At 45.5% G+C, this 12,300-nt stretch carries 10 protein-coding genes; 1 reads left to right on the forward strand and 9 read right to left on the reverse strand.

Translation table 11 applies throughout. The features are described from left to right. Positions 1 to 178 precede the first annotated feature (178 nt). The 6 genes from IGI66_RS13080 to IGI66_RS13105 form a co-directional block, all read right to left on the reverse strand. Positions 179 to 778, reverse strand: coding sequence for a hypothetical protein (locus IGI66_RS13080; protein ID WP_114525105.1), 600 nt, complete (start codon positions 776 to 778; stop codon positions 179 to 181). Then, the gene (locus tag IGI66_RS13085) at positions 778 to 2,208 is read right to left on the reverse strand and encodes a glycoside hydrolase family 1 protein (RefSeq protein WP_438849205.1); all 1,431 of its coding nucleotides are present in this window, start codon (positions 2,206 to 2,208) and stop codon (positions 778 to 780) included. The genes IGI66_RS13080 and IGI66_RS13085 overlap by 1 nt, the downstream gene beginning before the upstream one ends. Before the next feature lie 75 nt (positions 2,209 to 2,283). Further along, positions 2,284 to 3,084 carry a histidine phosphatase family protein gene (locus tag IGI66_RS13090; RefSeq protein WP_438849206.1) on the reverse strand — a complete coding sequence of 267 codons (801 nt, stop codon included), beginning with the start codon at positions 3,082 to 3,084 and terminating at the stop codon, positions 2,284 to 2,286. Further along, the gene (locus IGI66_RS13095; protein WP_010779464.1) at positions 3,085 to 3,441 is read right to left on the reverse strand and encodes a PTS lactose/cellobiose transporter subunit IIA; all 357 of its coding nucleotides are present in this window, start codon (positions 3,439 to 3,441) and stop codon (positions 3,085 to 3,087) included. A gap of 18 nt (positions 3,442 to 3,459) precedes the next feature. Further along, entirely contained in the window at positions 3,460 to 4,728 is a 1,269-nt protein-coding gene (locus IGI66_RS13100; RefSeq protein ID WP_176281408.1) for a PTS sugar transporter subunit IIC, read from the reverse strand. A 72-nt stretch (positions 4,729 to 4,800) separates the two neighbouring features. Beyond that, complete coding sequence (locus IGI66_RS13105) at positions 4,801 to 5,115, reverse strand: PTS sugar transporter subunit IIB (protein WP_010779462.1); 315 nt, start codon at positions 5,113 to 5,115, stop codon at positions 4,801 to 4,803. Positions 5,116 to 5,294: 179 nt separating this feature from the next. Between IGI66_RS13105 and IGI66_RS13110 the strand changes: the two genes are divergently transcribed. Continuing rightward, entirely contained in the window at positions 5,295 to 7,214 is a 1,920-nt protein-coding gene (locus IGI66_RS13110) for a BglG family transcription antiterminator (RefSeq protein WP_438849207.1), read from the forward strand. 73 nt (positions 7,215 to 7,287) lie between these two features. Here IGI66_RS13110 and aspT read toward each other — a convergent pair whose 3' ends face one another. The 3 genes from aspT to IGI66_RS13125 all read right to left on the reverse strand — a co-directional run bounded on the left by aspT (position 7,288) and on the right by IGI66_RS13125 (position 12,156). Next, positions 7,288 to 8,955: an aspartate-alanine antiporter gene (gene aspT, locus IGI66_RS13115; RefSeq protein ID WP_438849298.1), complete on the reverse strand. Its 1,668-nt coding sequence runs from the start codon at positions 8,953 to 8,955 to the stop codon at positions 7,288 to 7,290. A gap of 12 nt (positions 8,956 to 8,967) precedes the next feature. Then, entirely contained in the window at positions 8,968 to 10,554 is a 1,587-nt protein-coding gene (locus IGI66_RS13120; protein WP_438849208.1) for a bifunctional aspartate transaminase/aspartate 4-decarboxylase, read from the reverse strand. 222 nt (positions 10,555 to 10,776) lie between these two features. After that, the gene (locus IGI66_RS13125) at positions 10,777 to 12,156 is read right to left on the reverse strand and encodes an MATE family efflux transporter (RefSeq protein ID WP_438849209.1); all 1,380 of its coding nucleotides are present in this window, start codon (positions 12,154 to 12,156) and stop codon (positions 10,777 to 10,779) included. Positions 12,157 to 12,300: the final 144 nt, after the last annotated feature.

Raw genomic sequence — 12,300 nt, forward strand, 5'->3', positions numbered from 1 at the left:
CCATCTACTCGAAGGTACGTCAAGATAAAATAACATGAAATTTTATTCATTTGTATCCTCATTCATATGACGGTCCTAGTCTTATTCGTGTTCTGGCTCTGTGACTATTTATTTTTATTACAAAATAATCATACCCATCAAAAAAAGGATTCAAACGTTTCCGTCTGAATCCTTTTTCTTACCCTAACAATGGTGACATTTTTTCTCCACAATAGCTGCTTGTTCGCTTCAATAGAGGCCCGATCAATAGGACACCCACGAATGGTCCGATCATAAATTTTCCACCGAGTACCATACCAGCGATAAAGCAGATCAGATCCAAGCTCATCCGCACTTTTGCCAAATCGACTGAAAGACGATGGCTCAAGGCAAAACTTAGCGCAATGTAGCCTTCCTTGCCTGCATTGGTTGCGGCGGCGATCCCAGACCCGATGCCGATGAATGAGATCCCAAGGACAACCAGCAGGAATTTCACGATCACAGGACCTTCGATCGTCCATTGGCGAATCATCCAGTCGGTAAAAATGCTGGTCGCAATAGGATTGAACAAGGTTGCTGCGCCTAACTCGTTTCTATCGATCACCAGTACCAGCAGCAGGCACGTACAAGTGACTAACAAAGATGCTTGCCCGACGGTGATCGGCAGATGCTTGGCCAGTCCTTCCCACAGGACACCCAGTGCATCCGCACCAAGGCCTGTAGCAACGCAAAGCCCAACGCCCACGCCTACTAAAGAAGAGCCCAGAACAGAAATCAGATTTCGTAAAAGCATCTTCATCAATCCATCTTCGTGCCGTTAGACGCGATCACTTCTTTGTACCAATAGAAAGAATCTTTTCTGATTCGTTTGCATTCTTTTACATCGTCGTCTGTACGATCCACATAGATCAATCCATAACGCTTCTTATAGCCATTGCTGGTGGACAGCAGATCGATCGCTGACCACGGCATATAGCCGACTACTTCTACGCCTAGATCCATCGCACGTTTCGTCGCTTGGATGTGTTCCCGTAAATACTCGATGCGATAATCGTCATGAACTTTGCCGTCAGGCGTCAACTCGTCGTATGCGCCTAGGCCATTTTCAGTGATCATAAATGGTACGCGGTACCGAGTGTAGAGATCACGGTAAACATACTCTAAACCGATCGGGTCGATCGCCCAATCCCAGTCTGTCGTGCGCAGCTCTGGATTTGAACACATTTGATAAAATCCAGGATGTGTTTCAAAACCAGACATATCGCCTTTTTTACCCGATAAATTGTAGCCGGACCAGCGGCGCTCTTCCCCTTCAGGACACGCATGAGCACACTGACTGTCGTAATAATTGATGGCAAAAAAGTCAGATAAATTTTCCGCGAAGAAGGCTTCATCCCCTTCTTCCATTTCTGGTGCCAAGCCGGCTTGCTTCAAGTAAGTCAACGCTGCGACATTGTAGTAGCCGCGGAAATACACATCCAAATAATAAGCATTACGTAGGTCATTCGCGTTCAAAGCCGCTAACTGATCTTCTGGTTTGCAGGTGCGGGCATACACAGGGGCATAGCCTAAGGCAGGACCTGCTTTTGCGCCCACCTCATGCGCAGCTTTCACCGCGACTGCTTGCGCCAAATTCATGTGGTGATTGATTTGATACCGTAGCTGATTGTTGTCTTGATATTCTGGCAATACATAGCATTTTTGTGTCCAGTATTGCACGATGATGCTTTGCTCGTTGATGGTGATCCAATATTTGATGTCGTCTTTGAATTCATTGATCACGTATTTCGCGAAGACTTCCAAATCCTTCACCACTTCACGAGACAGCCAGCCGCCATATTTTTCAACTAAAGGCCATGGCAAATCATAATGATACAAGGTCGGGATCGGTTCGATGCCATTGTCTTTCAATTCCTTGATCAGATCGCGGTAAAATTGGATGCCCGCTTCATTGACTACATCATCTCCATTTGGGAACACTCGTGACCACGCGATCGAAAAGCGGTAGCTGGTGAAGCCCATTTCTTTGAACAAAGCGATGTCTTCTTTGTATTTATGGTAATGGTCGCTGGCGACACTCGCATCGGCAAAGCCGAATTTTTCGTGGCGTTCGCTGTTGATGATGTCTTGTTGGGATAGTCCTTTCCCATCCTCTTGTGCTGCGCCCTCTACTTGGTACGCGCTGGTTGCTGCTCCCCACAGGAAGTCTTTTGGAAATTCGTTGTTCATCGTTTTCGCTCCTCATCTTTTTATTTAAAACTGAAGGATGAGTCATTTACCGGACTGCTTCAGGTTTTCCATAGGTTATTCTTTTTGATCAACAAAGCTGGTATCGCCGATCGTATCGATCGTGTATTTCCCATCTTTATAGGTCAACGTAGTGACACTGCAATTGGCGATTTTTTCTCCTTGATAGCTTCCAGGGGCGATGCTTTCCAGTAAGATCGGAATGATACCGCCGGATGAAACGATCAAAACATTTCCGCCTTTTTTGGTCACTTTTTTCAGTGCTTGCGGCATTGCTTTTTCTACACGCTGCTTCATTTGATCGTAAGTTTCAGCCGTCTTCGTTGGATCGACCTCCGCTACTTTATTTGCCAGCTCTTCTTCCGTCAGTTGCTCCTTTAAGAAATCCCATAGCTCATCGCTGCCTTCGGGATAATCCAAATTCAACGACTTGGCAACAGCGAGATTCATGTCATCATTGGACTGACCTTCAAAGCCGCCAAAATTCTTCTCTCTAAAGCCTTTGTTCTCAATGATTTGCGGTGTTTTCTTGTTGTTTTGCTCTAAAATCAACTGGGCTGTTTTTCTTTGGCGACCTAAATCACCGGAATACGCCGCGCGGAATTTGACTTCTTTCAACCCTTCACCGACTAATTTTGCCTGTGCTTCTCCTTCTTCCGTCAGCAAGCTGTCGCAAAATCCTTGGACTTGATTCTGCGTATTGAACCACGTTTTTCCATGTCTGACTAAATAAATTGTCGTTTCCTTGGGTTGCTTGGATTCTTTGGCTGCTGCTTCACTTACTCCGCTGGTCACTGTTCCGACAGCGACCAGCAGAATGCTCATCAGGAATAATAGCCCTACTAATTTCTTCTTCATTTAAACGGTCTCCTGCTTTTTCATCACTACTTCAAACAGATCGACTAAATCTCTGGTCATATTGACTTCGCTGGTGATCGTCATCAAATGATCCTGCGCATGGGTGAAAAGTAAGCTAGGCTGGTAGCTTTTTCCTGCTGCTTCATTTTGGATGATCGCAGTTTGAGAGCGATGGGCCAACACGATATGGTCCTTTGCTTCCTTCAGCGCGTCTTGAGCCGCCTCGAAATCTTGTTCTTTTGCGTATTTGATGGCTTCTTGCGCCTTTGTTCGGCCGTTGCCTGCGTGTAAAATGATTTGCATGGCTACCGAGATCAGTTCATTTTCTTCTTCGAGTACTTCTGTTTCTTCCATCATTTTTTTCACCTCATCCTTTTATACAGCTTCTACAGGTGCCGTTAATTCTGCACCTACTTGCTCTTCTTTGACTTCTTCAGCCAGCACTTCTCTTTCATACACTTTGAAGAATGGGTACCACGTCAACAGGTACATCGCGAACAACAGGACATACCAGAGGATCGCGCGGAAATCTTGCAGGATCATCACACTGGAGATCGGTGCTGGGATCTGCGCCACTTGCATCAGCTCTTGCGGAATATTCAGCAAGCCGCCTCGCATCGCGAACCAGACAACGATGCTTCCTGTAATCGAGTTGATCCACATAGGCATCATCAAGATCGGGTTCATCACTACGGGAGTACTGAAGACGACGGGTTCATTGATGTTGAATAATGAAGGACCGATACAGATGCGTCCCAATGTTTTTAATTTCTTCGCTTTTGAGAAGCACATCAGCAGATTCAGCGACAAGGTCGCCCCTGTCCCGCCCATCATGATCAAGCCCAAACTATAAACCGTCTCATTCGTGACGATATTCATTCCGGTATCTCCACTTTTCAGAGCGAGGGCGTTGGCCGCGATCCCGGCGATAAAGATCGGGTTTTGGATGGCTGACCATAACCATGTTGAGATCCCCATCGAGTAGAAAAAGGCTGGGATCAATACAAGCAGGATCAGTCCTGGCAATGATTGCCCGAAGCTTTGGATCGGCTCAAACAGATTGATGATGACTTCGAAAACATCGATCTTCAAGGCGAAGATCAGTGTGGACCATAACGCCAAGCTTAAGAAAATTGGGATGATGTTGTTGATCCATTCAACAACGAAATCCGGCAATTCTGAATTTCGCAATAAGTGAAGCTTGCTGAAATAATGGAAGATCACGCTTACGACTGCGCCGACGATTACCCCGATCAAAATCCCTGTGGGTCCGACACGTCCCATGTCATAGACGCCTTCTTCGGCTCCGACTGGCTGCAAGGTCATCATCAAAACACAGACTGAGACGATCCCTGCGGTAATTGAGTAATTCGCATGTTTGAATTTCTCCATATACTGATTCGCTACCATGAACGCGGCAATCAACCCAATCATGCCGAATGAATAATTTGAAATATTGCCTAAATCTGGCAGTTGCGGAATGTACGAGCGAAAAACATTGTAAAAGAAGACGATCGATCCCGTCATAATGAAGGGAATCAATTTTTGCATCGCACTCGATAATCCAGCAACGGACGGGCGCTGCGTCAGATTTTTTGCTTTTGGCGCAAACGAATTGGCCAGCCAATCCATAAATTTTTTCATTTTTTGTTCCTCCTATTTTTTATACCGTCTCTTCTCTAACGAAACGACTACGAGAAGACGGCGATCTTTTCATTACTTCTCCAGTTTGCTAAGAGCAAAATCCAACAGCCCTTCGCCATCTAACATGCCGTAAATATCTTGAGGAATGACGTCCACCACCACATTGTAAGGCGCTGCCTGCTCAGACATTTCTTCTTTGAATGACGCATAATGCGGGCCTAAAAGTAAAATATCGATCGCATCTAGATAAGAAGCCACTTCACTTTCACTTCTTGCATCGATAGACCCTGAGATCTTGCGCTTCTTTGCAGCCTTTCGTGTTTTTTGAGCTAAGAAACCACTAGACATACCGGCACCGCAGCAAAGTAAAATATTGATCGTTTCCATAATAAAATCCTCCTAAGAATCTATTTTTTCTGTACGCGCTGTTCTCTTTACACCCTCATTATTCCGATTTTTCACATTTCCCTCAACCAGGCTCTTGCACGCCGACCGTGCAACTCTCTATTTTATCTTCTAGTGTTTCACGATATAATAATAAAAAGCATTTATGAGGGGATGAGGAAATGAAGGAAAAACAAGACTACCTGCTGAGATTGCTGCTGCAGCAAGATACTCCTGTCTCTTCCAGAATTTTGGCTGAAAAAATGGGCGTTTCTATCCGAACGGTGAAAAATTATATCTATCAATTAAATAGATTGGGCTCTGTGCCCGTGATCCATTCCTCCAATCTAGGCTACACGATCGTCCCGGAGGAAGCCGCGAAGCTATTAGCCACACCGCAAAATGAAAACGATTTACCTCAAACCTTCAAGGAACGGTCTTTCTTTATCATCAAACAAATCTTGATGGAGCATCAACAGCTAAACATTTTTGACCTCTCCGATGAATTATTCGTGAGCTATTCCACAATAAAATCAGATCTTGCCCGAATGAATAAGGCATATGAGAAATACCACGTGAAGTTCGTACTCAAGCAAGACGAGATCCAGATCGTGGGGGAGGAAAAGGAAAAGCGCCGACTGATCTCTTATATCATCTTTGAAGAAGTGCCCCATAAATTTATCGACAAGCAAATTTTAGAAGCCACCTTCGATAAGGCGGACATCGAAAAATTATCCACTATTATTCACAGCATCATGCACGAATCTAATTATCATTTGAATGACTTTTCCTTTGTCAATTTGATGCTGCACTTATTGATTCTGCTAGATTCTGTGCGGAACGATAAATCTTTAGTCACTCGAAATTGGTTCAGCTCCTGGCTGCGGGAAGACAAAGCGCAGCTAGTCACACAAATGATCGCCATGATCGAAGAATCGTTTGAGTTGTCTTTGAATAGTTTGGAAAAAGAAGAGATCCACATGATCTTTCAAGCCAACGCCAACTATATTCCTTCGAATAATTTGAAGGAGCTGGAGCAGATCATAGGAAGCGATATTTCTCAGGCAGTGGATGAGGTGTTGGAGGATGTCCGGCAAACCTTTGGGATCAATCTCATGAGCGAGAATTTTCTTGTTCCCTTCTCGCTGCATATCAGTGGGCTGTTCTCTCGTGCCAAACAGGAGACTTCTTTGAAAAATCCCATGCTGGAGTCGTTGAAAAAGAGCTTTCCGATGGTCTACGATGTCTCGGTCTACCTGTCGTTACGGTTAAGCGCCTTGTTTGATATTTCCATCAGCGAAGACGAGACCGCCTATATCGCCTTGCATATCGGTTCTGAACTGGAGGGGCAAAAACGCAACCTTTCAAAGATACGGACGGTTCTTTTATGTCCAAAATACATGAATCTAGATGAACAGCTTTATGAAAAGCTGCATCAACACTTCGGCAATGAGCTGAACATCCAAACCGTCGTCTCCAAATTTTCTGAGGTGGCAGAATTGGATTTTGAATTGTTGATCACTACGTTGCCTGTCCCTGATTCACAGGACTTTCTCGTGATTAATGTTTCTCCGATCTTTACAGAAGAACAGCGCGTGATGCTGCTTAATGAGCTGGGAAACATTCGACTGGATCGAAAGAAGAGCATCCTGCGCCAAAACTTTGACGATTACTTCAACGAAATCTTTTTTACCAGTGACCTGAAGGCGGATAATTCAGATGAGGCAATCACTGAGATGTGCCATGTATTAGAAAAAGAAGGCGTGATCCCCGCCGTGTTCACGACCCATGTATTAGAAAGAGAGCACGCATCTTCAACAGCCTTTGAAGCGATCGCGATCCCCCATTCTGTCTATATGGATGCCCATCGAACCGTCATTAGCATCGCCATTTCTGAAAAAGGGATCGCTTGGGGAAATCAAAAGGTCCACATCATCCTATTGGCTGCGATCAACGATGTGGATCGTCGGAGGTTCACGGACATTTACGAGGCCTTGATCTCTCTTTTCGAGACGGCTGACGGCTATCAAGAAATCAAACGGATCAAAAATTTTTCTGCCTTTCGCTCGTTTATTTATACGAAGATCAAACGGAAATATTAAGCAAAAAAAAAGACTTCATGAACCCGCTCAATCAATGACTGATGGAGCGAATTCGTGAAGTCTATTTTTTTCGTTAATGTGCCAGCAACGCTACGACTAAAGGACCCATTACGGTGAGTGTAATGTTCCCGATCGCATAGGCTGGGGTGAAACTCAATGAAAAGACACTGCTTTGTGTTTCCTCACTGATGGCATTTAACGCCGCGTTGATCGTCCCAACGCCGGCTAAGGAGCCAATGTTGTCGACTGCGTTCAGCTTCAATACATACTTGCCGAACAGCAGCGTGAGCAAATGCGGCAAAATCGAGATCACCGCACCGATCAGCAATACCTGGATTCCCATAGCGCCTAATGCCTTGATAAATTGACTGCCTGCTTCTAACCCGACGGCAGCTATAAACAGGTTTAGGCCGACACTTTTTAAGAACCAGCGAGTAGCACTGGGAATATTCCCCAAATATGCCTTCTTGTTTTGGTACCACCCAAAAAACAAGCCGCTGAACAAGGCGCCTCCGCCAGCTCCCAGCGTTAATGGCACCCCTTTGACGGTCAGCACCAATAACCCGATCAGAAGACCGACGATCAGTCCGATCGATAGAAAGCTGACATCTGTTTCTGCGCCATTTTCCACAGGATAGCCAAGTGTAGGCAAGACCTTCTTGATCGAACGGGCAGGACCGGCAAGCGTGACCCGGTCTCCCGGCTTCAACGTGGACAACTCTGTCACCTTAGTTCCCTCATGCATAGCTTCAGCGACCACGATACTGTGATCCGTCAAACGAGACAGTGCAGAATAGCTGTATTCGTTCGTCAGCATGACTTCCATAGTCAGCAATGGAATCTTACGATACGCATCGTCGAAGACTTCTTTGTAATTGACGCCTTCTTTGATGAGTTTCCATAGATCCTCGCTGTCTCCTAGAACGGTGACTACCTGTCCTTTTTTCAATAAGGTCTGAGCATCAAAGTCCACGGGGTTCCGTTGGCTGAATAGCTGTTGAAGGACGATCTTGTCATGGAACTTCTTTTCAAAGGCCGCCACTGTCATTTTTTCTTGAGGCAGTTGGAGGATCTCAAAGGAGCGGGTCGCAAGTGTGCTTAATAAGGGCGAACTGCTGTCAGAAGTATCCAGATTTAACGACTCCATCATTTTTTTCGTTTCATCTTTTAAATTGACTCGTAAGATCGCGGGGGCAATATTCTTCAAAAAGATCACTACACCCATCGTTCCGAAAACATAAGTCACTGCATAGGCAATGGCTACATTCGAAGTCATCGCAGATTTTGCTGCAGCCGATATCGCCAGCCCATTGATCGCAGAAGTCGCCGTCCCGATCGTGGCTGACTGTGTGAGTGCTCCGGCAATGATCCCGCCAGCTTCACCAGCATCGATGTCCGCTATTTTGAAAATGACCATCGCGATCCCAAAAGCGACCACCGAGAAAAAGAGAGATTGGATCACGAGCTTGATCCCTGATTTTTTCAGACTTTGGACAAACGCGGGGCCAACTTCATAACCGACAACAAAAATGAATAGATCAAAGAAAATACTTTTTAGTATCGGCGCGATCGTGAACGCTCCGACTTGGCCGATCAGCAGTGCCACTAACAGCACGCCGACGGTCGATCCCAGACTGAAGGATTTGATTTTTAACTTTCCGATATAATAGCCCCCTGCAAGGGCGAGAAAGAGACTAATGATTGGATTAGCCAATAAAAACGTGCTGATCTCTTTCCACATCATTGTTCCTCCTTAGTGTTGTAAAAATTGCGCATGGTATTCACCAAGCAATTCAAGAATTTGTTTTGCCAAGATCTCATAATCTTCATCTGGCAGATTGGCTTCTGATACACGCAGTTCTCCCGGTTGTGTCCCGAAACCAACGCCATCCATCAGAACCACGCCATTTTTCTCTGACAGATTATAGAGGAAATCTACTTGCTCAAAATTATCGACTAAATAATCCTTGAATGCTGAACCGTACAATTCTTCTGCAAGGCCATAGATATCAATCAGGCTATAATATTTACTGTTTTCTTTGCTTGGATTTTTTTCGATTTTCAAGCCTTTATACAAGGCATCGTAGCGTCGATCAACGATGGCTTTTGACGCATCAATGTAGGCATCCTTTTCCCGATTCAGCAAATGGGTCAATGAAAACAATACTTCCATGATTTGCTGCGGTGTCGACAAGCCGGATGTATGGTAAAGTCCCACGGAGCGGCTGTCTGCCACCATTCGGTCGATGAAGGACATCTTTTCTGGATCGATGACATTGATGGCGTAGCGGGTATTCAATTCTTCCTTGTCTTTTTCGTCCAATTTGCTGATCAATCGATCAAAGACATTGTCTTTATTCGCCGCGATCACGCCTAGTCGCCAGCCAGTCGCACCAAACAATTTTGAATACGAGTAGACAAGCAAGGTGTTGTGGGGAACGACACTGTACACTGTTTTGAAGTCCGTCACGAAAGTCCCATACACATCGTCAGTAATGATGATAAAATCGGGGCGTGCTTCGACGACCTTTTTGATTTCAGCTAAAGCAGCATCGTCAAAAGCCATCGCACCTGGATTTGAAGGGTTCACGATAAAGAAGGCTTTGATATCTTTGTCGTTTAATTTATCGATTTCGGAAGCTTGGATTTCCCAATTATTTTCTTCCGTTGAACGCAAATCAACTTCGACCATGTCATAGTCGTTTAGTTCAGGAATTTGCAGATATGGCGTGAAGATCGGTGTATTGATCGCGATCTTATCGCCTTTCTTGATAAGTTTGTTTTCCTTTAATGAATTAAAAATATACACGATCGCTGCGGTCCCGCCTTCTGTAGGGAACAGCTCCGTTTGATCAGCTAATTTTTCACCGCGATACAAAGCAGATTCCAAATACGCATTGATCACACGCTCGCTATTTTTCAATATTCGGCTAGGCACTGGGTAATTATTTCCTATCGCACCATCGACCAATTCTTTCACGAATTCATCTTTGTCTGCACCAAGCTGATCGTGGGCATAGTCAACTGCGTCTAACAAAAAGCGGTCGATCTCGCTGGATTCCGAATCTAAAAACGTCTCTAAGCGTTCACGGATTCCTTCCAAAGTCGTGTAGCCAGCCAAATCTCCCTGATCCATCGTCCGTCTTGATTCCTGTGCACCAAATTCAATGATCCGTGCAAAAGCCAAACGAGCCTTTGTGTTGATCCAGTTAGGATTGCCTCTGCCGGCGTTCAAAAAGATATTGTTCTTTTCATTGTGCTGCGCCAGTTTCAACATGTCATTGCTTATTTCAAATGCGCCGAGTGTTTCTAATTGTTGTTCTTCTTTTTTTGTTACCATGCGGATCTCCTCCTACTGTGATTACTCTTTCCTTTATCAGACTAGCACTTCCCTATTTTGTTAGGAAATAAAGCGACTCTATGTAAGCCTTTGCTCCACAAAATCTTCATTATTCGAAAATCAAAACCGTTTCCAATAAACAAAAAAAACACCTTATTTTCGACCTTTCTTCACAAAAAAAGACTTGGAGATTTTTTATCCCCAAGTCTTCTATCCCTCGTTTTATTCGATTTCATAATCCAACTGATCCCCCTCGGCTTCTTCCTTCGTCAGGCGTTTGATGCCGCCAATGTAAAAAACGGCTGTCAATAATCCGGCAGCGGCATCTGAAAAGGGTGCCGCGTGGAGCAGACCATCCATCCCCCATGTTTGGGAAAAAAGCAGGATGGCTGGGATCAACAGGATGATTTGACGCGTCAGCGTTAGAAAAATAGCTGACCTCGTGCGCCCAGTCGCTTGGAAGAAATTTGACGCTACGATTTGGAAGCCAATGATCGGCAACCCTAGGAACCACGTCTGCAATGCTTGTGTGCCAAAGGCCAACAATTCTGGTTCGCTGTTGAACAGTCGAACCAGCGGCTCCGGGATGATCCTCGTTGCCAGCCACCCGATACCAACGATCGTAGTGGCAATCAGGATCGCATATTTTTGCGTTTCTCGGACGCGATTGAATTTTTTAGCCCCGAAATTGAAGCTGACGATCGGCTGAGCTCCTTGGACCAGTCCTGTGATCGGCATCAGCAAGATCGTCTGGATGCTATTGACGATGCCCATGCCCGATACAGCGATGTCCCCGCCATAGTTCAGCAACGTCATATTCAACACGACGTTCAGCACGCTGTTTCCCAATTGCAGCAAAAAATTAGGCAGGCCCAATGCCGTGATCCGAATCGCGGTCCCCCACTTGAGCACCATATTTTTCAGACGAATGGGATGATGGCTTCGCTTGCTGAAAAAATAGGTCAATATCCAGACCATTGAAATGAACTGCGACAGGATCGTCGCCAACGCCGCGCCTGCCATGCCCATATCAAAGACATAAATAAAGACTGGATCGAGGATGATGTTGACCCCCGCTCCCATAAACATCGTCACCATCGCCAGCTTCGGTTGCCCGTCTGCCCGCAAAAAGTTGTTTAAGCCAATACTGACGATTTGGAACACGGCGCCCCAAAAGATGATGCGCATATATCCGATGGCATAAGGCAAAACTTGCGGACTGGCACCGAATGAGGCAAGCAGCGGGGACAGAAACACCTGTCCAAGAACCATGAAAAGAACACCGCTGATCAGCAGCAGAGAAAAGGCATTCCCTAACGCAAGCTCCGCCTCTTCTGTTTCTCCGGCGCCCAATTTCATAGAAAACAACGTCGCACCGCCAACACCAAACAATATTCCGATCGACAACAAAATGATCATGATGGGAAAGCCGATCGTGATCCCTGCTAACCCGTTCGCTCCTAATCCCGGCGCATTTCCAATGTAAATACGGTCCACGACATTGTACAACGCATTCACGACCATCCCAATGATCGCCGGAATGGAGAACCGCCATAACAACCGCGAAACTTTTTCAATCCCTAATGGATTCGTTCCCTCCATTTTTTATCCTCCTTTTTACTTTCCAACTCACTGTTTCAAATTAAAGATACGTCAAAATTTCTCCCAGCCGCCCAAGCCAGTGTCCGATCTTGATAGATTTTTCTTGTTCAAAAAGCGGTCAAAACCTGTCGGCTCTGACCGCTG

It is taken from the genome of Enterococcus sp. AZ048 (genome assembly GCF_051715125.1).
Taxonomy (GTDB): domain Bacteria; phylum Bacillota; class Bacilli; order Lactobacillales; family Enterococcaceae; genus Enterococcus_A; species Enterococcus_A gilvus.

What these genes read in the sequence shown, in the direction of transcription:
- IGI66_RS13090 (WP_438849206.1), bottom strand. Translation starts at nt 3,084, where the DNA reads ATGAAGAAGAAATTAGTAGGGCTATTATTCCTGATGAGCATTCTGCTG.
- aspT (WP_438849298.1), bottom strand. Translation starts at nt 8,955, where the DNA reads ATGTGGAAAGAGATCAGCACGTTTTTATTGGCTAATCCAATCATTAGT.
- IGI66_RS13110 (WP_438849207.1), top strand. Translation starts at nt 5,295, where the DNA reads ATGAAGGAAAAACAAGACTACCTGCTGAGATTGCTGCTGCAGCAAGAT.
- IGI66_RS13125 (WP_438849209.1), bottom strand. Translation starts at nt 12,156, where the DNA reads ATGGAGGGAACGAATCCATTAGGGATTGAAAAAGTTTCGCGGTTGTTA.
- IGI66_RS13085 (WP_438849205.1), bottom strand. Translation starts at nt 2,208, where the DNA reads ATGAACAACGAATTTCCAAAAGACTTCCTGTGGGGAGCAGCAACCAGC.
- IGI66_RS13080 (WP_114525105.1), bottom strand. Translation starts at nt 778, where the DNA reads ATGAAGATGCTTTTACGAAATCTGATTTCTGTTCTGGGCTCTTCTTTA.
- IGI66_RS13105 (WP_010779462.1), bottom strand. Translation starts at nt 5,115, where the DNA reads ATGGAAACGATCAATATTTTACTTTGCTGCGGTGCCGGTATGTCTAGT.
- IGI66_RS13100 (WP_176281408.1), bottom strand. Translation starts at nt 4,728, where the DNA reads ATGAAAAAATTTATGGATTGGCTGGCCAATTCGTTTGCGCCAAAAGCA.
- IGI66_RS13095 (WP_010779464.1), bottom strand. Translation starts at nt 3,441, where the DNA reads ATGATGGAAGAAACAGAAGTACTCGAAGAAGAAAATGAACTGATCTCG.
- IGI66_RS13120 (WP_438849208.1), bottom strand. Translation starts at nt 10,554, where the DNA reads ATGGTAACAAAAAAAGAAGAACAACAATTAGAAACACTCGGCGCATTT.